The organism is Candidatus Bathyarchaeia archaeon, from assembly GCA_035283685.1.
Lineage (GTDB): Archaea > Thermoproteota > Bathyarchaeia > Bathyarchaeales > Bathyarchaeaceae > DATETJ01.
Window position 1 is genome coordinate 16,450 of the sequence record DATETJ010000002.1, and the last position, 24,028, is coordinate 40,477.

Genomic DNA, 24,028 nt, shown 5'->3' on the forward strand with positions numbered 1-24,028 from the left:
TGAGTGCGGTGAACCCTTATTAATGTTACATGAAACGTATCAGTGGAACTAGAATCTGAGAACTCGTCAAGATGATCGCTATTGATTAAAGCTGTGCTTTTCGACCTTGGAAACACCTTGGTATATTCAAATCCCGAGGAAACTCTCCATAGAATCTTGGGTGAGCATGGCATGGTCAAACCGGTCGAGGAAGTCAGAGAGGCCATGGTTAAATGTAACAAGGAGTTTGACATCGAGAAACATGAAGGCCTTTCAGCTCACGAATTCTACACGCAATGGAACTTGGTTCAACTGAAGCATCTGGGTCTTAGAGGTCCTGAAGCGAGAGAGCTTGCAGAAGCGATTGATACTCAATGGTGGAAATTCGCCAAGATCTATGCCTATCCAGATGTGAAAGAAACACTACAGAGGCTTGGACATATGCGTTTGAAACTGGGAATAGTTACGGGGGGATTTGAAGAAGACATCGAGATGATACTGCCAAAAACAGGGCTGAGCAGATTCTTCGAAGCGAAGGTTGGAGCGAACACTACCGGAAAAAGAAAACCTCATCCAGCGGCTTTCAAGTACGCGCTCAGACAGCTTGATGTAAGACCGCGAGAAGCCATTTTCATTGGAGACAACTTCGAAAATGACTACTTAGGAGCGCAGAAGGTGAGCATGGTGCCAATTCTAATTAAACGAAAAGGCTCGCCCACTCAGACGTTATACACCGGTAACTACCTCAGACTACCTTCAGAAGTCAGAACCATTGAAAGTCTCGACGAAATCTTCACAGTTCTAGAAGAATTTAACTCTTGACAAGCCGACCTAAATCCTCAAACTCTTTCTTGTGAAGGAAATAGTCTCTAAGCAGATCCGCAAGTTGACTTATTGGCGTTCGAACTTGCTTCCATGAGTCTCGGTCGCGTATCGTAACTGCATCGTCCTTGAATGTATCGTAGTCAATCGTTACGCCTAACGGTGTGCCTGCTTCATCCGCCCGGGCGTATCGGCGTCCAATTGAGCCGGATTCATCATACTCAACAGTGAACCCTTCTTTGAGCAATGTTTGATGGAGTTGCTGCGCTTTTTCGGGCAACCCGTCTTTACTAACTAAAGGATAGACGCCGACTTGCACAGGCGATAACTCTCTTGGAAAACTGAGCACAGCCCGATCTTTCTTCGCTTGATACGCGTATTCAACCACTATGTAAGCAAGGCGATCGGAGCCGAAGCTAGGCTCAACCACGTGTGGAATGAATCTTCTGCCTTCTTTGAACGTTTGCATGTCGACGCCGCTAGCATCCATGTGCTTCTTCAAATCATAGTCCGTGCGGTATGCATGTCCAGACACCTCTGTCCAGCCCCAGCGCTCCAAACAGATTTCCTGATCAAAGCTCTGCGCTGAATAGTGAGCGCGTTCCCAGTCGAGTTTCTCCATAAATCGCTGCTTTTCATCAGGGACGCCGAGTTCTTTCAGGAAGCGTTTAGCGAGAGCCATGAAGTAGGCTTGCCACTCGGCTTTGATGTATCCTTTCTGAAGAGCTTCCTTGACTGTGACGGTTATGGGTTCTTTTTCGCCTTTCAATTTGGCTTCAGCGCGCACCAGCTGCAAAGTTTCGTTTTCAATATCCTTCAACTGAGTGCAGTGGGGTTCCTCCGGGTCAAAGAAGAATTCAACATCCATAATGGTGAACTCACGAAGCCTTATCGGACCCTGTCTAGGCGAAATCTCATTCCTCAAAGCGTGCCCGATTTGGGCTACGCCGAAGGGTAATCGCTCGCGAGCTAATTCCCAGAGACGTCTAAACTCCACGAATATGCTTTGAGCGGCTTCAGGTCGCCCATACCCAACGGCGTCGGAGTAGGGTCCAATGGTTGTGGTGAACATGGTCATGAAATATTTGGGTTCGCCGAGAACTCCGCCGCATTCGGGGCAACGCGCCTTTCGTTTGTCGATTTCGATTTTCAGTTCTGTGAGGTTGAGTTTCTCGGTTTCTGTGTCGCTCATCTTTGCCTGTTCTTGTAGTAAGTGGTCTGCTCGGAATTTCCGCTTGCAGTTAACACATTCGGCTAAGGGTTCCTTGAAATGCTCCACATGCCCGGAGGCTTCAAACACTTTTGATGGTAGAATCACAGACGACTCGATTTCCAAGATGCCTAGAGGACGCGTGTAAAACTCACGGAATTTGTCTTCAATTCGACGTTTCAAGACGGCGCCTAATGGACCAAAAGTGACGAAGCCGCTGACGCCGCCGTAGATTTCGTACGACGGCCAGAAAAGGCCTCGACGCTTTGCGAGTTCTATTATCCTATCGGCCTTCTCGGTGTTTAGCAAATGAGTGCTCCCCTGCTGATGTGGATGGATTTACAGACCCTTAGGTGCTCCTGAATAATAAAATTGTCTCGTATCACTATGGCTAATGCTGCAGAATGTTATTCAGGAAAATAGACAAGATCACAAAGCCTTAGCTCTTTTGGGCAATCAGTTGACGGAATTTCTCGCTGAGACTCTCCAGCGATGTTCCAGCGATTTCTATTTTGTCGATGTTGCTTTCGCCTGTGCCTCTTTTCATTGCTTCGTGTATAACCGGGACTTTTTCGGGTTTCAAGCCTGCAAGAGTTGCGCCGACTACTTCCACTGCCACGGCGTCCCTGCTAACTAGAAGAACGTTTGTGGCTATTCGCTTCGCTTTTGGGGCTACGCCTAACGCGATGTAAGTGCCATCTAGAACCGCCAGATCAATTCCGCCTATTGCCTCGTAAACGTCCATCAGCGTCGCTCCCAGCTTCTTGTGAAATCTAGCCTTCTTCCGATCTGGAATCATGCCTAACAGGTTTTTTAGAACGCTTCCTTGGTCAAAGGTGCGCAAAACATGAGTGCTCACGAGGACGTTGGGCTTGAAGAGCACGTGCGATAACGCTATTTTCTCATCGGCTATCTTCACTTGTTTCGTGTTTGTGTCCTCTGACAGGTTGAACGGCACGACGCGTTTAGAGAACAGCGATTTCCATTTTTGCAGCCTTTCTGAACCAGTGCCTCTGTAATTGTCAGATTCGGCAACGTATATTTTTGGAGCTTTGTCAAAACTCTTGATGATTGCATTTGTTATGTCAACGGAAGTGTGATGGTCTGCTTTGGGATCAAAGATGCCTACCTTGATAACGACTGACCGTTTAGGAGTGCTCAGGTCGTCTATCTTACCAGCAAGCTTCAACGCTTCTTTGAACGCTTGTTCTGCCCCTTGCTCCAGATTGACCACAGCAACTTTCGAACCCATGACTTGTCACCAAGGTAAGACTTCTCTCGTGCGTTGCCTGCAACATAAGCGTTTCCAATGGCTAAATCGAAGAGTCTCGACGTCAGATTGGTCTTATTGCCAAAAAGCAAATCTATGTGCTAGTTGGCAGAATTGGAAAAATGACAACGAATCTGCGTGAAGCGGAAGTGCCAAAAAAGTGAAAACGCTTGCACCACAAGACTTGACAGATTTAGTTGAAGGAGCTGCCATATTCTCATCTGGTGGAGGAGGCGATCCACAGGTAGGTCTAAGCATAGTGGAGAGGCTGCTTGAGACCCGCTGCCCAGTTCAGTTTATCGATCCGAAAGAGGTTCCAGACAACGAGATTGTCATCAATTTTGCGTGTGTCGGCGCCACCTCAAACGTTGCATACCACAGCGATGCTGCAGTCAAGACTATGAAAACACTTGAAGCGTTCGTGGGCAAGAAAGCGTTCGCGGTTATTCCTGTAGAGTTAGGCGGATTCAACACTTTGGCAGCTGTTGATGTTGCAGCGCGGCTCGGCATTCCCGTAGTTGACGCAGACGGCGCTGGAAGGGCTGTGCCGGAGGTGCACCTCAAAGTGTACACGCTTGACAATATCCCTTTAGCGCCAATGGCGGTTGCAGACCTTGACGCCGAAAACATAGTTTTGATAAAACAGACACGTGATTTGAGAGAAGCCGAGAGAATTACTCGAGTCCTTGCAGCCGAGTGGAACCAGATGGCGTATACTGCCCGCCGAATTTTGACAGGTAAACAAGTGAAAACCTCACCCGTTCAGAACACGTTGTCAATGTCGATTAGGATAGGCATGTTGCTTAGAAAGGCAGTTGACCCCTTGAAAGCCGCCTTGAAGGAGACAAAGGGATTCTCTCTTTTCGAGGGTGTCGTAACCAGTGCAGAGCGTGAAACCAAAGGTGGGTTCACATGGACTACGCTGAAACTAGATGGAGCAAATGAAAGCAAGGGATCTTCCTTCACTTTGAAGGCAAAGAATGAGTTTTTGGTCGCTCACAGGGATGGAAAACTTGCTGCATTGGCTCCAGACATCATCACTGCAGTGAAATCTGAAACCTGCAATGGCGTCACAGCTGAGAAGATAAAGAAAGACGACAGATTGATTGTAATCGGCATTCCAACGCCGGCAAAGTGGCGAAGTCGAGAAGGGCTGGAGCTGTGGCAGGAAGTCTTGACAAGGTCGGGAATAAACGAGCGTTACGTGCCTATTGAGCACTTAGCCAAATAAAAACGAGACTAGAAGTGCTTCTTGATTTCTGCTTTGTCGGCTTTCTCTCTTTCGTTCAAGGTGAGTTCAAGAATGAAGCGGTCAACTGCATGCTTCTTAGTGTTGAAGGTTTCGTGACAGGTGCCGCACTCAATGTCGGAGCCGATTTCAACAACATACCATGATGCGTCAGCATAATAGCGTCCGCAACTTGGGCATTTGACCATTGCTACGTCAAGCCACGCTTTTCGCTCGCTCAACTAGCCCGCACCAAGTCTTCAGCAAAGCGTCCACGTATTTAAGGCGGTTGAGACAGCAAGTTTTTGAGCAAAGACGAATACAATACGTGCTTAAACTTGATCTGCAGGAGCCTATTTCATGTCTAAGATCCGTGTTGCCTTGGCAGGCGTTGGAAACTGCGCCTCAGCCTTTGTTCAAGGTGCAAACCACTATGCAGAGGCAGAGAAGGAAGAACAAGCATTGGGACTGAGACGCCTGTTCCTTGGCGGGTATCACCCAAGAGACGTCGAGTTTGTCTGCGCTTTCGATATTGAAGCCCGCAAGGTGGGCAAAGACCTGTCCTCAGCCATTTTCTCCAAGCCCAACAACACATTGAGGTTTGCCAACGTACCCAAACTTGAAGTGCCCGTGCTGAAAGGTCCCGCGCTGGACGGTGTTGGACCACTTGTGAAGAAAATCGTCAAGGAGAGCACGCAGCCTGAGGCTGATGTGGCAAAAGAGTTGAAACATAGCAAAGCTGAGATTTTGGTTGATCTTTTGCCAAGCGGCGCCGTCAAAGCCACAGAATGGTATGCTGGCCAAGCTTTGAAGGCAGATTGCGCCTTTGTTAACGCCACACCTGTGTTCATTGCAAGCAGCAAGGATTGGGCTGAACGCTTCGAGAAAGCCGATTTGCCTCTGGTCGGCGACGACTTGGCTGATCAAGTCGGGTCGACTGCTGTGCATAAGACGCTGCTGAAGTTGCTGTCTGAGCAAGGCGTGCGCATAAACGAAACATATCAACTGGACGTGGGCGGTGGAACCGAATCCTTGGACACCTTAGATCGCACGCGCGAATTGAAGCGCACAGTCAAAACTCAGTCGGTTGAATCCGTGCTGCCCTACAAAGCTTCAGTAGTCGCTGGTTCAACGGATTACGTTGACTTCTTGGAGAACCGGCGTGACAGCTTCTTCTGGATTAAGGGCTCGTATTTTGGCAAGGTGCCTATGCTACTTGATTTGCGCTTGAGCACGGTGGACGCGCCTAACGCTGGTTCAGTGTTGTTCGATGTAGTCAGGGCGGTGAAGTTGGCGCTTGACCGCCGAATAGGCGGAGTTCTCACAAGCGTTTCAGCTTACGCTTTCAAGCATCCACTAGAGCCTTCAACGTTGGAAGTCTCTGAGCAGTGGCTTAACGAGTTCATTTTGGGGAAAAGAGAGCGCTAGAATTGGCAACTTCGCTAAGACATCCGTTCAATTACACAATTGCGATTCCTGCCTCATTTGTCTCTGATATTCCTCACTTGAGAGAGAAGACCTTTCGAATTGGGCTGATTGGCAGAGCAGCCGCCATGTTCCGAGTTGACGAAATAATCATCTACCCTGACATGCCCGATATGGATCAAAAAGCCGACATCAAACTAATTCACACCGTTCTTTCTTACATGGAAACCCCCCAATACCTGCGACGAAGACTGTTCAGACTAGTGCCAGAGCTACAGTATGCGGGTACTTTGCCGCCTTTGCGCACAGCTCACCATCCCACAGCCGATAGGACCGAAGATCTGAGGCTGGGCGAATTCAGGGAAGGCGTGGTGATGTCAACATCAGAAGAAGGCTCATTGGTAGACATTGGTGTTGAAAAACCAACGCTGCTTCTTGGGACCAGACTGAAAGTAAACAGCCGAATTACGGTAAGAGTCACAGAATTAGGCAGACAGCCAACGGTTGCCTTAGTAGACCCGAAAGCAATCAAGAGCTATTGGGGCTACAAAATCTCAGTTTCAAATGGTCCATTTGGACAACTCCTCAAAACCGGGCAGTTCGACCTTGTGGTTGCCACTTCAAGAAAAGGCAAACAAATCACCAATGTAATGAATGATTTGACGGACAAATGGAAAAGATCACGTAGAACACTGGTTGCGTTTGGCGCGCCAACCCAAGGTCTTTATGAAATCGCTAACCGTGGGCATGCACGACTTGATGACATGGTTGATTTTGTTGTGAACACTATTTCTAATCAGGCAACTGAAACCGTTAGAACGGAAGAAGCCGTTTTCGCCACTTTGTCCATTTTAAACACGCTCGATAAATGATAAAGCCAAGAGAATGAGAGCCCATTCGGTTTTCTACGTGAATTCAGCCTTTCGCGGATAAATGAACAGCGTTCCAGTTAAAGCAGGGAGGAGGACGGGAAGGAAATAGAAGAGAAAAGAATACCATGCGTACACGTACGGTATTATCATGGATAAGATCCAAGCGCCCGCACCTGACAACGTGCATAAGACTGCGGAAATCATAGTCCACCTATAGCTTCTCCTTGACAACGAAAACAAACCAGCTGAAAAACCAAACAATAGACCTGTCAGAGAGAAGGCCGTTAACATTTGATCGTAGATAATCCAGTCGGCAGCCACTGACCTCGGATACCAACTGTAGATTTGCACCAACGCTCGTAGCGACTGAATGAAGAAAATCAGCGATGCAATCCCAGCGACAAGCAACAAAGTGCCCGCAGCCGACACCTGCGTTGTCTTAGCGCTCGGCTGGATCCCGTAGCCGCAGTACGGGCAATAGACAGAATCACTTGGAACGTCTCTACTGCAGCGCGGACACTTGTGAATCATAATGAAACCTTCGGTTAATGAGGTAATTAAGACTTCCAAAGCCATTTTATTCCTATTATCCGAAGGTGAAGAATGGGGTTCGCCGTTTGAAATTGGGCAATTTTCTCCTGCTCATGCTCTTATTAGTCGCCGTCCCTTTAGCCGTAGCCTTCAACGCTTATGCTGCGGACACAGTTGGGTTGACTCCAACAGAGAATCACCATATTGCAGAGCTCAACTCAAATCAGCCTTACGTAGCAGGTTACCATGTTCAAGCTCCCGACCTGTACACCCGTGAAAGAGTTGACGCAACAGCCATCACCGTGAGCTTCCCTTCAATGGATGTCACTCGCTTTCCACCTGATGGTTGGCTTGGAGCAGGCATGTTTGTTCAGGGACAAGACAGCAAACTGGGATTCGTGGACTACGCATATTACACCATGCTTGTGATAGACAGTTCAGGGCACCTCTACGTGGACATCGGCTTGCATCAAACCCGGGAATCAACCGCTCCGCTGCAAATGCCGACCACAGAACGTATCTACGCTTACACTTGGCAGATCTCAGGGATAGACCCGGCTACGCCTATTACCCTGACTGCAGCGTGGGACACAGACGACTATCTGCACTATTCGGTTTCAACTGTCGAAACCAACACTACTTTGCTGTCCATCAGAGTTGTCAGCCTATCCAACTGTGAGAGCGTCATCAGCAAGTTTTACGCCGGCACCGCAGTAGCCGGCACTGGATTTCCGCTGGGTCATCATGTATACTATTTTCAGTTTGGGATTGTCAGCAACAAGATGATAGCAGACACTAATTGGTCTGCACATTTGAAAGAGCCACGGATCTTGAGAAAAGCTGGGTGGAACCTTGTTGAAACAGCTTTGACGATTCAGGGAGACATATCATATCTCGATCAGGACTGGATGTGGGGTGGCGCGCCTTACAATGGTGTCCACGCAAAATATCATCAAAACCTCCTTGACGACCCATACGAAGTTGTCTTTTCTTACACAGGTCAAACTCTTCAGCCTGGAACAATCCTCTGGGAAACTGGAAAAGCTAACAGTGTAGCAATGATTCCGCCAACAGTTCTCAGACAACCTTTCAGCATGGAGTCGGCGGTCATTGTCTCTTTCGAGGTTATGTTACTAGTAGGCGTAGCGATTGGAGCAGTCTATCACATCAAGCTACGGAAAAAGGGTGCCAAGCGGTAGTATTTGGGAGACCATTCCAGCACCGAAAGTTGCCCGTCAAGCTAGAGAACCTAACAAAACTTGCTCCTTTCCTCAGAGCGGACCTCAGAAAGATAACGCAGTAACCGTTCAAATCGCTTTGACGGAAACGACATGCCCTCGCTCTGACAAAGTCCTTGCGCTTCTTGCATGAAGATGACTGCGGCAGTGTGTATGGCTTCTGCAATGCTCTCAAAGTTGTACTTGCACAGAGTTTTCTGAAGGCTTCTGTTCACTTCGTTGTTCACGAGGGATTCGAGTTTTCGATATTCCTCTTCTACGTCGGTTTTGGTTCGCAAGCCGACTATACTGATTATTCGTTTCCGCAGTAGCTCAATTTGCCGAATGGACGACCAGTATTCCCCTCTGCCCAGCATGTTTACAGCGTGTAAGAGGTCGTAGGCTGCAAAGTCTAGATGCTCTGTCAGATGTTTCTTCACGTCGGTTTCATAAGAAATCGTGTGTTTCGATAAGAGTTCTTGCAGATTGCCTCTCTTATCAACCACTATCTTGTATGGACCAAAAATCTCTAGTTGCTCTGGCTTGCAGTAGCACAGGTCGACTTCAATGCAGTTGTCTAAGATTACACCGTAAAGTTGGCAGTTGGGCCACTCGACCTCAAAAGTGCTTAGAACCTTGCCAATCTTTTCTGCAAAGGATGTTCGTTCGCTGTAGACCTGATCATAGTTGTCTTTTTCGACGAGCAGGTATAGGTCTAAGTCGGAGTATTTGTCGGCTTTTCCAGTTGCCATTGACCCGACAGTCCACATGCCTATGAGACGCGGATCATCTTCGATTAGTGACTTCACCTTCTGAAGTATTATCTCCTGCGTGCTTGCTGAACTTTTCACAGAGTATCGCCCATCCTGAAAAGCACTGTTGTACCATTCTGAAAATCCTTATAAATGTGTGTTGTTGAATAGACTCTGCACTTACGAATAAAAGGGTGAGGCAAAATTGTCCAAACCGTTCTATGTTAAGCTGAGCGTTCCGAAAGAGGTCGCGGACGCCGCCTATGAAGCCCTGCAACTTGCCAATCAAACTGGCTCTGTTAGAAAGGGCACTAATGAGACAACAAAGGCTGTGGAGCGAGCTCAAGCTAAACTAGTCATTATAGCTGAGGATGTTGATCCACCTGAAGTTGTGGCGCACCTGCCATTAATCTGTGATGAACGCAAGATTCCATTCGTGTTTGTGCCAAACAAGCAGAAGATTGGTTCAGCCATTGGCATAGATGTCCCCGCTGCAGCAGCATGCATAGTTGAACTTGGCGACGCCGCAGGCCTTGTCAGAGAAATCACCAAGCGACTCGAGGAGATCAAGAAGGCAGCTGTTCAATGAGCAAAGAATCCAAGGAAACCGTGGATGAGAAGCGAGCAGGCGGAAGAGAAGAGGTTGAAGAAGCCTTAACGCCCGCTGAAGTCATTCAGGTAATTGGCAGAACAGGCGTTACAGGCGAGATTAATCAGGTTCGGGTACGGGTTTTAGAAGGAAGAGATAAAGGCCGCATCATCACGCGAAACGTGAAGGGACCAATCCGAGAGAATGACATGCTCATGTTAAGGGAGACGGAACGCGAAGCCAAGAAAGTCAGGTAAGCAACATTCCAGTGAGGGATTAGCCTGTGCCTAAACTCCGCCGCTGCTCTTTCTGTGGCAAAGACTTTCCGCAAGGAACCGGCATGATGTATGTGCGCAACGATGGCGCGTTATTCTGGTTCTGCTCCAGCAAATGCCGCAAGAACAACCTTGATCTAGGGCGAGACGCACGCAAACTGCGATGGACCAAGTACTACGGCAAAGAAGAGAAAGGACGAGCCTAAAACGAACCTCGTTATTTTTGGTCCTCCTGGCGCTGGTAAGGGCACGTACGCGACTAAACTAGCTGAAAGATTTGGTCTTTCAGCCATTGCTACGGGAGACATTTTTCGAGCAGAAGTCAAGAGCAATTCAGCTTTAGGAAAGAAGGTTGCGAATTATCTGCAAAGCGGCAAGCTGGTCCCAGACAATATAGTCAATGGAGTATTGGAAGACTGTTTGAGCAAGCCTGAAAGCAGCCATGGCGTTATTCTGGATGGCTATCCTCGCACGGTTGAGCAAGCAAAGGCGCTCGATGCCATAACGAAGATTGACGCGATCATTACCTTAGCTGTGCCAGAATGGGTAGTGGTTGAACGCTTGTCCAATCGAAGGATTTGCCGAAGCTGCGGAGCAATATACAACATCAAATACTCGCCTAAACCCAAAGTTGACCTAAAGTGTGATAAGTGCGGTGGAGAGCTTTACCAACGTGAAGACGACAGAGCCGAGGTCATCAGGGAACGCCTGAGGGTCTACGAGAGACAGACCCAGCCGTTGATTGATTATTATAAGAAGAAGAGAGCCAAGTTCATCACAATCAAGAACATTCAGGTTGACTCCCCTATCAATGAGGTTTTCCAAGAAATATCGGATGGGCTGAAACAAGCCAAGCTAGTTTAAGTTCGAGGCAACCACGATTTGCGCTGAGTCAAATTATTTATACGTTGAGACACACCTTCTGATGAAGAAACCTGATTTCGATCGGCTGGTGCGTTTTGAGGCTGCAAGGAAATGCCTGTTCGGCAACCAATCGTATGCGTTCTCGGTCACATAGACAGTGGCAAGACTAGCCTTTTGGACAAGATTCGGAAGAGCAGTGTCCAAGCCAGAGAAGTTGGAGGCATGACTCAGCACATTGGCGCCAGCTTCTTCCCCGTAGCCACGTTAAAAGGTCTTGTTGGTCCTTTGCTGAAGCAGTGGAAGGCAAGAATCACTATTCCGGGGCTACTTGTGATCGACACTCCTGGGCACGAGGCATTTGTCAACCTTCGTAAACGTGGCGGCGCGGCAGCGGACATTGCCATACTCGTTGTCGATGTTTTACGTGGTTTTGAGGCGCAGACTTACGAGTGTGTAGAGATTTTGAAGTCAAGGAAGACACCGTTCTTGGTTGCTGCTAACAAAGTCGACCGGCTGCCAGGATGGGTGTCCAAGCCTGCGGAGCTTTTGCTCAAATCGTATCAGGGGCAGAACGCCTACGTGCGACAGGATCTTGACGAGCACCTGTATTCGATCATGGGTAGTTTTTCGCAGCTGGGCTTCAGAGCTGACCGCTTCGACAAAATCATGGATTTTACCAAGAACGTGGCTATTGTGCCTGTCAGTGCCAAGACGGGCGAAGGCATTCCCGAGCTTTTAGCTGTGCTGGTGGGTTTGACTCAGCAGTTTCTGCGAAAGCAGTTGCGGACAACTAAGGGTGCAGCGCGGGGCACCATCCTGGAGGTTAAGGAGGAGCCTGGCTTAGGCGTCACAGTCAACGCAGTTATCTATGATGGCGTGCTCAAGAAGGGCGACACTGTGGTTATAGGCGGCAGAGAAAAACCCATCGTGACCAAGATTAGGGCGGTTCTGTTGCCCAAGCCTTTGGACGAAATTCGTGATCCCAGAGATAAGTTTTCGTCAGTTGATGAGGTAGCGGCTGCCAGCGGAGTTAAGATAGCTGCCCCCGATCTGGAGGGAGCAATTGCTGGCGCACCTCTTTACGCTGTGCCTTCTGAAGACCGTGTTGACGAGTTTGTGCAGATGGTTTCCGAAGAGGTGGAGAAGCTTCGCGTTGCCACGGACATTGAAGGCGTGGTTCTGAAAACGGACACTTTGGGTTCACTTGAAGCCATAGCCGACATTCTCAAACGGAACGAAATTCCCATTCGCTTGGCGGATGTGGGCGATGTTTCTAAACGAGATATCACCGAAGCTGCCGTGGTCAAGGAACATGAACCCTTGTACGGTGCTGTCCTAGCCTTCAACTCCAAGATCCTTCCTGATGCCCAAGAAGAAGCCCGAAACCAAGGCGTCCAAGTCTTTGAACACAACATCATCTATCACCTAGTTGACAACTACATGGACTGGATGAGGAAGGAGCAAGAGGCTCGCCTGTCCAAAGAGTTTGAGAGGTTTATCATACCGGCTAAGTTGAAAGTGTTGCCGGGATTTGTGTTTCGAAAGGCAAAGCCAGCCATATTCGGAGTCGAGATTATTGGTGGCACAATTAAGCCGAAGGTCCCTTTGATGGGCGCAGATGGAGAGGATTTGGGCGAAATTCTGCAGGTTCAGGATAAGGGTAAGGCGGTTTCAGAAGCTCGCACTGGCATGCAGGTGGCGGTTTCGTTGGAGAAACCTGTTTTTGGGCGGCACATCAACGAAGGCGACACACTGCATGTTAAAGTGCCTGAATCTCATGCCAAATTCATGTTGACAAAGTTTCAAGCGCGCTTGGCACCTGAAGAGCTTGAAGCTTTAAATGAGTACGTGAACCTGATGAGAAAAAAAACACCGTTCTGGGCAGCAACTTAGTTATGGTGATGAAAACGGAAAGTAACCCCAGCCCAGTAAAGGAAAAGCAACCGATCACGAAGCTGTTTCTCCCCTCAATGGCTGTGTCACAGTTCGCCACGAGCCCTTTGAGTGTTCTGACTAGCTTATTTCTGGTTGATTTGGCGCTTACTTTTCAAGTGCCCGTCGGCGTTATGGGGCAGATCAACACGGTTTTGTATGTTGTTGCAGTTGCGTTTGCCTTGCTGATGGGTGTTCTGAGCGTTAGATTCAGGCACAAATTGCTTTTGATGGCAGGTCTGGTTTTGCTAAGCGTATCGGGTTTAGGCTTTTTCGTTGCCACAGATTTCAGTTTGATGTGCTTCTTCAACGCATTGAGTGGAGTGGGAATCGCTATGGTTGTTCCCATGACGATGGCGTTGGTGGGGGAACACTTGCCTTTTGAAAAAAGGTCAAACGCAATCGGCTGGATTGTCGCCAGCGGCGCGGTTGCCTACTTTGTAGGGGCACCTGCAATGAGCGCAATTGCAGGGATGGGTGGCTGGCGGCTAGCCATCCTTGGATTCGTGATGCCCGTGTCTTTCATGGGCGTGATAATGGCTCTTATCGGCGTGCCGTCGAAATCGTCAAACGCCGAGTATGCTGGCAGACAGGTTTATTTGATGAGTTTCAAAGAGGTTCTCTCAAACAGATCCGCACTTGCATCTTTGATCGGGAACGTTTTGCGTTTGGCCGCTTTCGCAGCTATTCTGCTTTACGGCGCTTCTTTTGTCAGACAGCAGTTTGCAATATCGGTGAACGTTGCTTCGATTGTTGTCCTAGGTGCAGCGTTATGTTACACATTGGGCAGCATCGTTACCGGTCCAATTGTAAACAGGTTCGGGAGAAAACGATCAACAATATTCACAGCTCTTCTGGCAGGAATGTTCACGATCACCTATGCGTACACTGCAAACATGTGGCTTTCTCTGACACTTCTCTTCGTGGCAAGCTGGTTTTCTGGGATGGCAACGTCAGCGGCCACTAGCTTAACCTTAGAGCAGGTCCCGAAGTATCGTGGCACAATGATGTCAATAAACACAGCTGCCGTAAACTCAGGGTCAGCCCTTGGAGCGGCTATCGGTGGAGTTGCCCTTCTCGTCTATGATTACCAGATTTTAGGAGCAGTTCTTGGAGGAATGGGCTTAGTCGCTGGACTGATCTTCTATCCTCTAACCCGAGACGTTCGAAAAGAAGAGTCAATGAGTGCGTGAGAAGCCTGCTCCTGTTTCTTGGCTAATCATATTAGGAACACGTTACGCAATAGTGAACTGCGACAGAGGAAGACAAAGTGAGCGAAAGAGCTTTTGAACAACTGGCAAAAGCCTTGGACAAACTTCCAAACGGTTTCCCCCAAACACCATCCCGCATCGAAATCCAGATTCTGAAGAAAATCTTTTCGCCCGATGAGGCGTCATTAGCAGGTCAACTGGGCGGAAAAATGGAAACAGCCGAAGTCATCGCCGGACGCGTTGGACTTTCTGTGCAAGAAGCGTCAAGTAAGCTGATGAGCATGGCGGAACGTGGTCTCTTATGGTATTCCGAACGAGAAGGCAAGCCACGCTTTAGGCTTGCGCCCTTCGTGGTCGGCATCTATGAAGCACAGCTGGAGACCCTTGACCACGAGCTTGCCCATATGGTTGAGAAATACCTGTCCGAAGGCGGCGCAGCTGGAATCATGAAGCCACAGCCTGCTCTGCACCGTGTTATTCCAGCGCAGAAAGCCATGAAATCCGAGTGGATTCTCCCTTACGACGATGTCAAAGCGGTTCTGTTGGCTTCAAAAGTGTTCAACGTTCGAGATTGCATATGCAGAGCGCAACAGGATTACATTGGCAGAAAGTGCAGTTTTCCAGTGAAGATGTGTCTCAACTTCTCAGCAATCGAAAGACCTGCCAGCCCCGGAGACATCACACAAGAAGAAGCATTAGCTATACTTGACAAGGCTGAGGAAATCGGTTTAGTGCATACTGTGAGCAATGTCATGAAAGGCTTTGGCTACGTGTGCAACTGCTGTGGATGCTGCTGCGGCATACTACGAGGAATCACCGACTGGGGCATCGAAAATTCAGTAGCCTACGCCAACTACTACTCCGTAATCAACCCAGACGAGTGTCAAGGCTGCGGAACATGCATAACTAGATGCCAAGTCCACGCCATTACCGACCAAAACGGAATCTCAGTCGTAGATCGCGAGCGCTGCATAGGCTGCGGACTATGCGTCACAGGATGCCCAAACGGCGCAGCCCAGCTTGAACGAAAACCCGAAAGCCAAATAGTTAACCCTCCAGCGGACTTCACAACATGGGAGCAACAGCGCCTACTGTACCGAGGGCTAGATCACCAAAGCGAAAAGTGATCAAAGCTTCAACCCTAACGCTATGGTTTAGCTTCATCCACTTCTATTGGCGAGTCGCTCCGCTGCTTGTCTTGGATTTTTCTTATGAACGTCACTGCTTCGCCGAGTCCGTGTGGAAGATAGATGGGCTTCATTCCCTGTCCGTACAGGTTGAAACCAATTCTTGCCTGAAGCCCAAATATGGCTAGTCCGATTGCGCATGGGACGAGTCCGAAAAGCATGGTCAGTGTCTGTTGCGAAATTAGTTGGGGAGAATGCGCAGCAAGTGTATTCAGCGATTGCTCGATCGATGAGATGAACGAGGATTTCAATATGGTTCTCCACAGAGGTTCAAGCAACACGGTTACCGTTGGCACGAAGCTGGCTATCAATATCTTCCATGGGAATCTTCTTGTGTGCTCAATGTATGAAATGCTCGGGTAAGGAATCTCGGTGACTTTTCTTGATATGCGTCCATGCTTAACGAAGAGTCTTCTGTCCGTCGCTACAACAGCCCAACTGCCCGCCAACCAAGTCTTGAGGACATGTTCTGGCTCAGCCAAGGTGAGGAGGGCTTCAGGCGGTATGTGATTCATGCCGCTTTCCTTGATCATCTGTTCGGTTATAGCGTCATCGAGTTTTTTCATGATCTTGTAGGAAGTCAGATTTCTCGCTCTTTCCTTAGCGTTTGTTGAGAGTCGGTTCCATAAGTCATGGTCGTCAACTAGGCTCTGTATCGCCTTTGCTGCCCCTTCTGCATCTTCTGGGCCCTCTAGGTGCATGCCTTCACGACCGTTCTTGATCAGCCATGATTGCCCGCCAACTCCTGAGGTTATGACAGGGACGCCAACATACATGAATTCTAGTTGGCTCAACCCGAGCGCTTCAAGCCTGCTCATGAGTATGTTGATGAACGAGGATTTGATGAGCAGAATCTTGTCCTTATCGTCGAGTTCGCCGAGACAGGTGACGTTTTGCAGATGGCTGGCTTCCGCCTTAACCTTGTCCGCGTAGTGTGAATCTCCTCTTCCCGCTATGACGAAATGTATGTCTGGCCTGTTCTCGAGCATTTCTGCCACCTTTAGAATAGCCATTGTGTTCTTTCTTTCTTCAAGGGTTCCAAGATAAGACACGATCTTGGCGTCGGGTGAAAGCTTGTGTTTTCTCAAGAAGGCTTTGGTGTCTGATGCTGCGTACTTCAAGTACAGTTCTTCGTTTACGCCGCCTGGAAAGAGAAGACATTTTTCCCCCTTTGCGCCCATCTTGACCTTGGCATCTTTTTCCAGTGGTGTAACAACAAGCACTAGATTTGCAGTTTTGAGGATCTGAGACAATGACAATCGGTTCCACGCCATTCGGAAGGTTCGCTCAAGAAGAGAATAGCCTTTCGGAGACGGCTCCTGGAAATGCGACATGTGACAGAACACAATTGGATCTTTGTAACCGCCTAAATCTCTCATGTACCGCCTCCAAGCAACGAATTTGGCGACTTCTTCCGGGCCGTTCCAAAGTGTGCTGTGAGTAATGAGCACGTTCAATTTGAATTCATCAACAATCTTTTCTAACACGTGCACACAATCTCTGAAGTTGATACGACGACGCGGCCACTTCACAAGATAACTGTCCACACGAATTATCGGAATGCCCAGCTCTTGATCATCCACGAAAACGTAGCGTCTGGTTCTGGTGAGGCTTTTTGAAGGAATAACCTCAACCCCATCGTGATAAACGCTGGTAATCAGATACGCCTCATGTCCAAGAGCAATGAAGTCTCTAACCATTCGCTGGGCGACTAGTTCTTGACCCTTGCTTGTGCTCGTTTGATACATCAGCACGCCGATTCGTTTTTTCAATCTTCACCCATCCTGTATGGATTCGTTTTAACCATGGGGAAACCAGAATCGAACACAAGATCATTCGCCAGAAGCAGGGTCAAGAAATCTGCTACTTCCCTAGACTTCACAAAATAGTCGCAAACAAGATTCTTCCAACTGTTGTCTTCACGAATCACTCCTAAGCTGACGTCGCATGCAGTAAATGCGGAGTTGTCCACTTCGGAGTCTCCCATGCATAGCGCGGCGTCCTCCAATTTCAGTTCTTTGCGAATCTCTCTAACCGCCTTGCCCTTGTCCACCACAACTGGATAAACATCATAAAACGGTCGCCCCGGATATTCGATGACTTCCAGGTCTAGCTTCTTGCAGAAGCTGGCGATCATGTCAGCTTTCGATTTGGCTGCCCCTGTGTCAGAGGCTTGACGCCAGTCGAGGCAGAAAGCAACGGTTTGTCCATGTGAATCTTGTTTTTCTTCCACGAACAAGTCAGCATCCTTGGCATTTGGCTTCGCATACTGCAGGCCAAGGGCGATACGCTCAAGCGCCGTTTCGAGAAGAAAGTGTTCCTTGATAGTATTGCCGATTTTCTTCTCAATTCCCGCGATTCCACCCCAAGCGTGAGCAAAGGGGGTTCTCGGAAGTAGAAATGAGAGGTCTTTTGTGCTTACGATTATGATTGGAATGAATTTGCTGATGCGCTGAAGCACTGTGCGCGTTTTTGCTGGAACTTGTGAATGGCTTCTTGAAGCGTTCAATGGGCTTATGGTGCCATCATAATCTAGGAACAGGGATTTGACACGAATTTGGTAACATGAAGCTTTGTTGCATTTGCTCTTGTGAAGCATAAAATCCCCGTTCTAGATTGAGATGTAACAGAAGGATGTGTTTGACTGAATGTCTGCTATGCTGTTCTTGCTCTTATAAGCCTATATGAAAAGTGTTCTACAGAAATAACGAGAAAGGGTTAACCGCTTGATTTTTCACACGGGCATTACTATTGTTTGCTCACCAGCTCCGTAGGTGATGGTTTTTCCTTCTAGGAAGAGTTGTCCTACGAGTGCGCAGGCTACGGCGTCCAGTTCGTGTTCGTTCATCTTGTCGTTGAGTCCCGTTATTCCCTTCTTTTCCAAGCCTGCTCTCAGTTTTCTTTGTCCCTGTTGTTTTCAAGGGATTTTCGGAATGTCTTGAGCGCGTGCTTGGGAATCAACTGTGTGATTGTTGAACAGATATGCGAAAAGGTTTATCACATATTACGATATAATAAACGCATATTTGCTAAGGTGTCAGACCTATGTGGAAGATCATCAAAAGTAAGAAGGCGTTAAGTCCTGTCATAGCAGCTGTCATTTTGATCGGCGTGACCATAGCAATAAGTGTAGCTGTGGGAGCGTGGACGAGTGCCCTAACGTTCAACTACATGAAGACCGAGGAACTAAAGATCATTAGCCACACATGGAGCGCAAACAATGCCTACATCGATGTGTACGTTAAGAACACTGGGTCGGCAGCCTTGACCGTCCAGGATGTCAGAGTGAACGATGTAACGAACGGCACTGCGTTGAGTATCTCATTGAGCAGTGGGCAAAGCAAAACTGTCACCATAATTGGACCCTTCATCTCTGGTGCAAAATACGAATTCGCACTACTAACTGCCACAGGCAACAAGTTCACGTACGCTGCCACAGCGCCTTGACCTGCGCGGGCACACTACTCCATACTCGATCCCTTCGAGAGACAAAGTGATCAGATTAACCGCCACGGGTCATTTTTCATCAGCAGAGCCCATTGGACCCGCCAAAAAACTGTTCTCCAGAGTAACGTGGGATAGACAATTATTCCCCTTTTCCTCATTCTAACCAACGCTGGCGAGGACAAGCCTCAAGCTAGCTGACACAGTCTTCAGATATGTTACCAACATGGACGGAGCAGAGACCGCGCTGCACAGGATATTGGACACCCAATGTCCGCTTGCTCCCGTAACTCTCCGTTTTTCTTATGTCAGAGAGGAAGTATCATACGATTAGTTCAGAAGTTTTGACAAGCTCAGTAAGGTCTTTAACTGTCGAGATTGAGGCGTTTTCCATGTCTTCTTTGCTGCTGAATCCCGTCAACACACCTATTGTCTTTATTCCCAGTTTCTTTGCTGGTTCTATTTCTCCGACTGCATCGCCTACACACAGCATCTCCTTAGGGTCTATTTTGGTCAATCCGATCACACACTCGTACAGTCTAGTTCTTTGTTCTTGAAAAGGAAGCAGTGGTATGTCTTTTACCCCGTAATATCTTGCGGCAACCTCTCGAGTAACAATCAACGCGAAGAATGCTTTGATGTTGAACCATCTCAGTTCCTCCTCTGTAGATGAGAGAGTGTTTCTAGACGTAACGAGAACCAGTTTGTATTTCTTGGAAAGAGTAGAGAGCGCATCGTATGCATCAGCGTGGATTTTCGTCAAGTTTAGAGCGTTCTCTCTGTTTGTGAAATGAAGAAAGCTTGCTTCTATGTACTCTTTTTCCTGTTTTTCAGTGAATTTTATTCCAAGCTCCTTAACTATGCCCATCGTTCCTATACCGTGTCGATAGTGTTTTTTCACGTCATTTAGAGTGATATCATAGCCGAGGTCGTTTAGAGCCTGATATCGTGCGAAGGCGTCCCTTTCAGTGATGTCGAAAATTGTTCCATCCAAATCAAAGAGAATCGCTTTCACTTGCATCTTCTCCCTTTCACAACAGTCCTCTTCTTTGATTGACTTTACAGTGCACTATGTATATGAGATTAGACTGAATAGGTTCTGTTCTTCGGAGGAGAGTACGGATTTTCCCAGTCGATTGGCTTCCCCGTCGAGAACATGTGTTCCAGTCTTCCGAGAACGATGTCCCAAGCACGCATGAAATACTGGAACACCTTCTCCCATTCTTCACCTTCCTTCCAGCCTAAATGCGTTAACCTAACTTTCGTCTGGTCACGCGCGATAGGATAAAATTGGACAACTACCCACGTGTGTTTCTGCTTTTGCTCCTTCCGAACATTTGGAAACTCAGGCGGCGCATTCCACTCAAACGACAACATCACCATAGGAAGAAAACTCAGCACCCTGCAGCCCTCGCCGCCCCGCGAGCCTTTCGAAGCTTCAAGATCAAAGTACAACTCATAACGCCCACCCGGAGTAAGCTCAATTATAGCTTTAGGAGCAAAAAACTTCATAGCCCCTTCGTTCGTTGTCCACGCATTCCACACTTTCTCAATAGGAGCATTCACTTTCACTTCCTTTCGAACGACACGACCCAAAATTCCACTCGCTTCATCCATAACCACAACACCACATGACTACGCAAGGGAGTCTCCTATCTTCATCGAGCCTTTTTATGGTTTCCAGAACCCACACTATCCAGAAAACCCCAATGTTAGAGAAGTTGCCAATACTGAAGTTAAGTCGAAGTTAAAAGCATCCAAACCAAAACCAACAGAAGAAGGCGTAAGGGACTTGCCTCCTTCTTCATCTGAAATTTCTCTTCCCACAGAGCTCACTCGCTCAACATAGCCAATAGCCACGCATAGCAACATTAAACGTCACGCATGCCAACATTGAACGTCACGCTAAAACACCAACAAACAGCCCAAGAAACACCATACAGAACTGCGAACTGCGCCAAACCCACAAACTGAAAAGTCTAACTTTCACCGCAAAAAAATTTTTCTCCACTCGTACTAACGAGGTCACGCCTAGTCTTTTATGGCTTCCAGTATGCTCATGACGTTCCACAGTTTAACTCGAGTGTAAGGCGGCATATTCGGATCCTGCAAAATCTCATCCAACATCGAAATCGCGTTACTAGCCCGAACCGCAGGCGAATACTGAGAACCCCTCAAAGTCTCAATACTGTTCTTAGCCGCCCTTCTAATATTCCTAGGCGTAGTCGTATCCTCGGAAACCATGTCGAGAACAGCCACAGCCTCCTCGACACGCTGCTCGTACTCCTTCACCTTCTTCTTCCCAACCAAACAACAAGACCTCCATACAAAATGGCACCGAGCGATACTCAAATAATCCACAACTCAATTAAACCTTTTCGCAAGAAGGCACAACCACATGACAGAGGAACAAAAAGACCTACAAAAGATGGCAGACCTACTCAAGCAAGGAGCCACACTCACCGAACTATCATGCCCAGCCTGCGCCTCACCGCTTTTCAAACTCAAAAGCGGCGAACTATGGTGCGCCAAATGCCAAAAACGCGTTATCGTAATAAAAGAAGGAGAAACACAGGAAGAAGCCACTGAAAGTCTGATGCTCAGCGGACTAGAATCAACAGTCGTAACAAAAATAAAAGAAGTGCAGGCGAAAATCAACGAGGAAAAAGACCCAGCTCAACTGGAAAAACTCAGCACCACACTAGCATCGCTATTGGAGAACTTGGAAAAAATCAAGAAAATGAAACAGTGAGTTGACACTAAAGACTAGGCTTTCAACTTTTCCAACACAGTCTTCAGGATATCTTTTGCCACTTCCTTGATCGGCTTGTCACCGTCCAGCGAAATCATCCGTTGCCGCTGTGCCAACTCTAGATACACGTCCCTCACCTTCCTCAAATTCCGCATGTTCTCCATCACAGACTTCTTCTTCTTTAGTCGGCCAACCACCACGTCAGGAAGAACGTCCAGCAGCAAAGCCAAGTCAGGTTTCAAAGCAAACAGGTTAATGCAATCTATCCAGTCCAAATCCAGTCCACCTGCTCCCTGATACGCTAGGCTCGAGTAAATGTAGCGGTCACACACCACGATCTTGCCCTGTTTCAATAAAGGCTCAACCTCGGTCTCCACATGGTCTACTCTGTCAGCCGCGAACAACAGGGCTTCTAGAGCGATTGGCACACGCCTCTCACGGTCAAGCACATAACTGCGTATCAGTTTCCCAACCTTGCCAACACTGGGTTCAGTCGTGTAGACTGCATCAAAGCCTCGACGTCGAAGATTCCTGACCAGTAGTTTGGCTTGAGTTGTTTTCCCACAGCCGTCGACTCCTTCAATGCACACGAACTTGCCTGTCGTCTTGCGCCTTGCCATCCGGTTCTCAACTCGTAAGCTTCGCAACATGTTAAACCCATGGGGCATAAATGAGTTTCAGTCCTTTCTCCGAATAGGATCGATTGCTTTAATAACTTTGACAAAATCAAGCTTTCAGAAGAGAGGCGCCCATGGTATGAGGCAGTATTGGGGCGAAATCAAAGACCCTGTTCACGGCTACGTATACATAACCGAAGCCGAAAAACAGATCATTGATTCTTTTCCAGTGCAACGGCTCAGAAGGCTTAGGCAACTAGCCGGAGCCGAATACGTTTATCCAGCTGCCAACCACACACGGTTTGAACACTGCGTTGGCGTCATGCACCTAGCCGGTGTGATGGCTGAAAACCCCTTCCTGTCCAAACACTTCAACGACAACGAATATCAGCTGATCCGCATCGCAGCCCTACTGCACGATGTTGGACATGGACCGTTCTCGCACATTTTTGAGCATTTGCTAGTCAAATTTCTCAACAAAACGCATGAAGACATCAACGTTTGGATTGTGCAGAAATCCGAATTGAAGGACATCATCAGCAAGCTAGGATTCAATGTTGACCAAGTGGCTAAGCTGTCGGTGGGATGGCTGCACAAGCCCAAACGGGCCTTCATGGATCAAATCATACGCAGCGCCGTTGATGTGGACAAGCTGGATTTCGTGGTTCGCGACACGTATCACACAGGCGCCCAATATGGCTATGTTGATGTCTTCCGTCTGATTCAAACCTTAGACGTGCTGGACCAAAATCTAGCCGTTGACGCAGGCGCGTTATCAGCGCTCGAATCCTTCATCCTAGCCCGAATTGAATCGTTCAAGAGCATATACTTCCACCGTGTCGGACGAGCCGTCCAACTCATGCTAGCCATGGCTATGGAAGAAGCAAAAGACGAACTCGGCCTAGTTGACTTCAAAACGCCAGAAGAATACCTTGCCTTCGACGATTACACTGTTTGGACCATGCTCAAAAAATCGAAAAAATCAAAAAAAGTCATCGAAAACCTTGAGAAACGACGACTACTCAAATGCGCCTACGACCGAACCTTTTACGTGCGCGACAAGACTGTCTCCAACCTTTTCAGCCACGAAGAGATCCGCAATCAACTGCGTGACCAAATCGCTGAAAAAGCCAAAGTGAAACCGCGCGACGTAGTCATCGACGTACCCACGCTGCCCTCAGTGCCCTACAGCCACTCGGTTCTGCTTGAGCCTATGGAGATTCCAGTTTTCACCCGAACCCGTGAAGGTGAGAAGGTTCCGCAGCGGCTTAGCGACATATCGGGTATATTTGACGTGTTAAAGGGGTTCATCAACATCTTGCGCGTATACACTGATGTGGAGCATAGAGAAAGGGTGAGCGCCGCCGCAGTCAAACTCTTAGGCGACTTGCCATCATCCGCAAAAATATCTTTCTAGAAAATGGCGGGAAGATTGTTGCCACGAGTCAAGAAGACCCTCAAAGGAAGAGGCATCGCAGGTGGTCGCAGCAGAGGAGTCGCTTTGGTTTCAAATATGCCTTTGAGCTTTTTGGGCGGAGTAGACTACGATTCCGGCGTTGTCATCGAAAAAAACCACGACTTAAAAGGCCAACCGCTGAAAGATAAGATCCTCTGTTTCACGTCGGGGCATGGTTCAACAGTGGGCAGCTATGTATTGTATTCGCTGGCTAAGAAGGGAGCCGGCCCAAAAGCCATCGTCAATCACATAGCCGACACAGTCATAGTTGTGGGCGCCATAATCGCTGAAATTCCCATGGTTGACCAAATCGACATCAAACAGATCACAACGGGCAACGTAGTTGAGGTCGATGGCGACAAGGGCACAGTGAAAATCATAGAATAGGAGACTGG

General features: G+C 48.2%; 28 protein-coding genes. 16 read left to right on the forward strand and 12 right to left on the reverse strand.

The window, feature by feature from the left end; all coding sequences use genetic code 11:
• Positions 1 to 93 precede the first annotated feature (93 nt).
• The gene (locus tag VJ249_00120; GenBank protein HKZ92971.1) at positions 94 to 801 is read left to right on the forward strand and encodes an HAD family hydrolase; all 708 of its coding nucleotides are present in this window, start codon (positions 94 to 96) and stop codon (positions 799 to 801) included.
• On the opposite strand, the gene VJ249_00125 is transcribed toward VJ249_00120, so the two are convergent.
• Both VJ249_00125 and VJ249_00130 read right to left on the reverse strand, forming a co-directional pair.
• Positions 791 to 2,320 (reverse strand): glycine--tRNA ligase, encoded by a 1,530-nt coding sequence (locus VJ249_00125; GenBank protein ID HKZ92972.1) that lies wholly within the window; start codon positions 2,318 to 2,320, stop codon positions 791 to 793. The two genes, VJ249_00120 and VJ249_00125, sit on opposite strands and share 11 nt — an antisense overlap.
• 130 nt (positions 2,321 to 2,450) lie before the next feature.
• The gene (locus VJ249_00130; protein HKZ92973.1) at positions 2,451 to 3,263 is read right to left on the reverse strand and encodes a DUF362 domain-containing protein; all 813 of its coding nucleotides are present in this window, start codon (positions 3,261 to 3,263) and stop codon (positions 2,451 to 2,453) included.
• A gap of 178 nt (positions 3,264 to 3,441) precedes the next feature.
• Between VJ249_00130 and VJ249_00135 the strand changes: the two genes are divergently transcribed.
• On the forward strand, positions 3,442 to 4,512 hold the full coding sequence (locus tag VJ249_00135; GenBank protein ID HKZ92974.1) for a DUF917 domain-containing protein: 1,071 nt from the start codon (positions 3,442 to 3,444) through the stop codon (positions 4,510 to 4,512).
• A gap of 8 nt (positions 4,513 to 4,520) precedes the next feature.
• Here VJ249_00135 and VJ249_00140 read toward each other — a convergent pair whose 3' ends face one another.
• Positions 4,521 to 4,751 carry a hypothetical protein gene (locus tag VJ249_00140; GenBank protein ID HKZ92975.1) on the reverse strand — a complete coding sequence of 77 codons (231 nt, stop codon included), beginning with the start codon at positions 4,749 to 4,751 and terminating at the stop codon, positions 4,521 to 4,523.
• 118 nt (positions 4,752 to 4,869) lie between these two features.
• On the opposite strand from VJ249_00140, the gene VJ249_00145 reads away from it, so the two are divergent.
• Together VJ249_00145 and VJ249_00150 are read left to right on the forward strand one after the other, a co-directional pair.
• Positions 4,870 to 5,937, forward strand: coding sequence for an inositol-3-phosphate synthase (locus VJ249_00145; protein ID HKZ92976.1), 1,068 nt, complete (start codon positions 4,870 to 4,872; stop codon positions 5,935 to 5,937).
• Positions 5,938 to 5,939: 2 nt separating this feature from the next.
• On the forward strand, positions 5,940 to 6,806 hold the full coding sequence (locus VJ249_00150; GenBank protein ID HKZ92977.1) for an RNA methyltransferase: 867 nt from the start codon (positions 5,940 to 5,942) through the stop codon (positions 6,804 to 6,806).
• Positions 6,807 to 6,839: 33 nt separating this feature from the next.
• Here the strand turns inward: VJ249_00150 and VJ249_00155 are convergent, their stop codons facing one another.
• Entirely contained in the window at positions 6,840 to 7,382 is a 543-nt protein-coding gene (locus tag VJ249_00155; GenBank protein HKZ92978.1) for a zinc ribbon domain-containing protein, read from the reverse strand.
• A gap of 41 nt (positions 7,383 to 7,423) precedes the next feature.
• Here VJ249_00155 and VJ249_00160 point away from each other — a divergent pair, with 41 nt between their 5' ends.
• Positions 7,424 to 8,536 carry a hypothetical protein gene (locus tag VJ249_00160; GenBank protein ID HKZ92979.1) on the forward strand — a complete coding sequence of 371 codons (1,113 nt, stop codon included), beginning with the start codon at positions 7,424 to 7,426 and terminating at the stop codon, positions 8,534 to 8,536.
• Positions 8,537 to 8,586: 50 nt separating this feature from the next.
• Here the strand turns inward: VJ249_00160 and VJ249_00165 are convergent, their stop codons facing one another.
• Positions 8,587 to 9,405, reverse strand: a complete 819-nt coding sequence (locus VJ249_00165; protein HKZ92980.1) for a nucleotidyltransferase domain-containing protein — start codon at positions 9,403 to 9,405, stop codon at positions 8,587 to 8,589.
• A gap of 106 nt (positions 9,406 to 9,511) precedes the next feature.
• On the opposite strand from VJ249_00165, the gene rpl7ae reads away from it, so the two are divergent.
• The 7 genes from rpl7ae (at position 9,512) to VJ249_00200 (ending at position 15,304) form a co-directional block, all read left to right on the forward strand.
• A complete protein-coding gene (rpl7ae, locus tag VJ249_00170; protein ID HKZ92981.1) occupies positions 9,512 to 9,895 on the forward strand; it encodes a 50S ribosomal protein L7Ae in 384 nt (127 codons plus the stop codon).
• Positions 9,892 to 10,152, forward strand: coding sequence for a 30S ribosomal protein S28e (locus tag VJ249_00175; protein HKZ92982.1), 261 nt, complete (start codon positions 9,892 to 9,894; stop codon positions 10,150 to 10,152). The genes rpl7ae and VJ249_00175 overlap by 4 nt, the downstream gene beginning before the upstream one ends.
• Positions 10,153 to 10,178: 26 nt before the next feature.
• Positions 10,179 to 10,376, forward strand: a complete 198-nt coding sequence (locus VJ249_00180) for a 50S ribosomal protein L24e (protein HKZ92983.1) — start codon at positions 10,179 to 10,181, stop codon at positions 10,374 to 10,376.
• A 13-nt stretch (positions 10,377 to 10,389) separates the two neighbouring features.
• Positions 10,390 to 11,034 carry an adenylate kinase gene (locus tag VJ249_00185; protein HKZ92984.1) on the forward strand — a complete coding sequence of 215 codons (645 nt, stop codon included), beginning with the start codon at positions 10,390 to 10,392 and terminating at the stop codon, positions 11,032 to 11,034.
• A gap of 111 nt (positions 11,035 to 11,145) precedes the next feature.
• Positions 11,146 to 12,927 carry a translation initiation factor IF-2 gene (infB, locus tag VJ249_00190; protein HKZ92985.1) on the forward strand — a complete coding sequence of 594 codons (1,782 nt, stop codon included), beginning with the start codon at positions 11,146 to 11,148 and terminating at the stop codon, positions 12,925 to 12,927.
• An 8-nt stretch (positions 12,928 to 12,935) separates the two neighbouring features.
• Positions 12,936 to 14,159 (forward strand): MFS transporter, encoded by a 1,224-nt coding sequence (locus VJ249_00195; protein ID HKZ92986.1) that lies wholly within the window; start codon positions 12,936 to 12,938, stop codon positions 14,157 to 14,159.
• A 77-nt stretch (positions 14,160 to 14,236) separates the two neighbouring features.
• Entirely contained in the window at positions 14,237 to 15,304 is a 1,068-nt protein-coding gene (locus VJ249_00200; protein ID HKZ92987.1) for a 4Fe-4S binding protein, read from the forward strand.
• A 20-nt stretch (positions 15,305 to 15,324) separates the two neighbouring features.
• On the opposite strand, the gene VJ249_00205 is transcribed toward VJ249_00200, so the two are convergent.
• From VJ249_00205 to VJ249_00215, 3 genes are all read right to left on the reverse strand, one after another.
• Positions 15,325 to 17,136: a glycosyltransferase family 4 protein gene (locus VJ249_00205; protein ID HKZ92988.1), complete on the reverse strand. Its 1,812-nt coding sequence runs from the start codon at positions 17,134 to 17,136 to the stop codon at positions 15,325 to 15,327.
• Positions 17,133 to 17,963, reverse strand: coding sequence for an HAD-IIB family hydrolase (locus tag VJ249_00210; GenBank protein HKZ92989.1), 831 nt, complete (start codon positions 17,961 to 17,963; stop codon positions 17,133 to 17,135). The genes VJ249_00205 and VJ249_00210 overlap by 4 nt, the downstream gene beginning before the upstream one ends.
• 135 nt (positions 17,964 to 18,098) lie before the next feature.
• The gene (locus VJ249_00215) at positions 18,099 to 18,248 is read right to left on the reverse strand and encodes a hypothetical protein (protein ID HKZ92990.1); all 150 of its coding nucleotides are present in this window, start codon (positions 18,246 to 18,248) and stop codon (positions 18,099 to 18,101) included.
• 161 nt (positions 18,249 to 18,409) lie between these two features.
• Between VJ249_00215 and VJ249_00220 the strand changes: the two genes are divergently transcribed.
• The gene (locus VJ249_00220) at positions 18,410 to 18,811 is read left to right on the forward strand and encodes an archaellin/type IV pilin N-terminal domain-containing protein (GenBank protein ID HKZ92991.1); all 402 of its coding nucleotides are present in this window, start codon (positions 18,410 to 18,412) and stop codon (positions 18,809 to 18,811) included.
• A gap of 319 nt (positions 18,812 to 19,130) precedes the next feature.
• Here the strand turns inward: VJ249_00220 and VJ249_00225 are convergent, their stop codons facing one another.
• The 3 genes from VJ249_00225 to VJ249_00235 form a co-directional block, all read right to left on the reverse strand.
• On the reverse strand, positions 19,131 to 19,823 hold the full coding sequence (locus VJ249_00225) for an HAD family hydrolase (protein HKZ92992.1): 693 nt from the start codon (positions 19,821 to 19,823) through the stop codon (positions 19,131 to 19,133).
• A 68-nt stretch (positions 19,824 to 19,891) separates the two neighbouring features.
• A complete protein-coding gene (locus tag VJ249_00230) occupies positions 19,892 to 20,425 on the reverse strand; it encodes an SRPBCC domain-containing protein (protein ID HKZ92993.1) in 534 nt (177 codons plus the stop codon).
• 414 nt (positions 20,426 to 20,839) lie between these two features.
• Positions 20,840 to 21,118 carry a UPF0147 family protein gene (locus tag VJ249_00235; protein ID HKZ92994.1) on the reverse strand — a complete coding sequence of 93 codons (279 nt, stop codon included), beginning with the start codon at positions 21,116 to 21,118 and terminating at the stop codon, positions 20,840 to 20,842.
• Positions 21,119 to 21,206: 88 nt separating this feature from the next.
• On the opposite strand from VJ249_00235, the gene VJ249_00240 reads away from it, so the two are divergent.
• A complete protein-coding gene (locus VJ249_00240; GenBank protein ID HKZ92995.1) occupies positions 21,207 to 21,560 on the forward strand; it encodes an Sjogren's syndrome/scleroderma autoantigen 1 family protein in 354 nt (117 codons plus the stop codon).
• A 14-nt stretch (positions 21,561 to 21,574) separates the two neighbouring features.
• Here VJ249_00240 and tmk read toward each other — a convergent pair whose 3' ends face one another.
• Positions 21,575 to 22,180 (reverse strand): dTMP kinase, encoded by a 606-nt coding sequence (gene tmk, locus VJ249_00245; GenBank protein ID HKZ92996.1) that lies wholly within the window; start codon positions 22,178 to 22,180, stop codon positions 21,575 to 21,577.
• Between the two features lie 136 nt (positions 22,181 to 22,316).
• Between tmk and VJ249_00250 the strand changes: the two genes are divergently transcribed.
• Complete coding sequence (locus tag VJ249_00250) at positions 22,317 to 23,594, forward strand: HD domain-containing protein (protein ID HKZ92997.1); 1,278 nt, start codon at positions 22,317 to 22,319, stop codon at positions 23,592 to 23,594.
• A gap of 18 nt (positions 23,595 to 23,612) precedes the next feature.
• Positions 23,613 to 24,020 carry a DUF126 domain-containing protein gene (locus tag VJ249_00255; GenBank protein HKZ92998.1) on the forward strand — a complete coding sequence of 136 codons (408 nt, stop codon included), beginning with the start codon at positions 23,613 to 23,615 and terminating at the stop codon, positions 24,018 to 24,020.
• The last annotated feature ends 8 nt before the right edge of the window (positions 24,021 to 24,028 follow it).

What these genes read in the sequence shown, in the direction of transcription:
- infB (HKZ92985.1), top strand. Translation starts at nt 11,146, where the DNA reads ATGCCTGTTCGGCAACCAATCGTATGCGTTCTCGGTCACATAGACAGT.
- VJ249_00220 (HKZ92991.1), top strand. Translation starts at nt 18,410, where the DNA reads ATGTGGAAGATCATCAAAAGTAAGAAGGCGTTAAGTCCTGTCATAGCA.
- VJ249_00145 (HKZ92976.1), top strand. Translation starts at nt 4,870, where the DNA reads ATGTCTAAGATCCGTGTTGCCTTGGCAGGCGTTGGAAACTGCGCCTCA.
- tmk (HKZ92996.1), bottom strand. Translation starts at nt 22,180, where the DNA reads ATGGCAAGGCGCAAGACGACAGGCAAGTTCGTGTGCATTGAAGGAGTC.
- VJ249_00155 (HKZ92978.1), bottom strand. Translation starts at nt 7,382, where the DNA reads ATGGCTTTGGAAGTCTTAATTACCTCATTAACCGAAGGTTTCATTATG.
- VJ249_00210 (HKZ92989.1), bottom strand. Translation starts at nt 17,963, where the DNA reads ATGCTTCACAAGAGCAAATGCAACAAAGCTTCATGTTACCAAATTCGT.
- VJ249_00175 (HKZ92982.1), top strand. Translation starts at nt 9,892, where the DNA reads ATGAGCAAAGAATCCAAGGAAACCGTGGATGAGAAGCGAGCAGGCGGA.
- VJ249_00130 (HKZ92973.1), bottom strand. Translation starts at nt 3,263, where the DNA reads ATGGGTTCGAAAGTTGCTGTGGTCAATCTGGAGCAAGGGGCAGAACAA.
- VJ249_00230 (HKZ92993.1), bottom strand. Translation starts at nt 20,425, where the DNA reads ATGGATGAAGCGAGTGGAATTTTGGGTCGTGTCGTTCGAAAGGAAGTG.
- VJ249_00195 (HKZ92986.1), top strand. Translation starts at nt 12,936, where the DNA reads ATGAAAACGGAAAGTAACCCCAGCCCAGTAAAGGAAAAGCAACCGATC.
- VJ249_00240 (HKZ92995.1), top strand. Translation starts at nt 21,207, where the DNA reads ATGACAGAGGAACAAAAAGACCTACAAAAGATGGCAGACCTACTCAAG.
- VJ249_00250 (HKZ92997.1), top strand. Translation starts at nt 22,317, where the DNA reads ATGAGGCAGTATTGGGGCGAAATCAAAGACCCTGTTCACGGCTACGTA.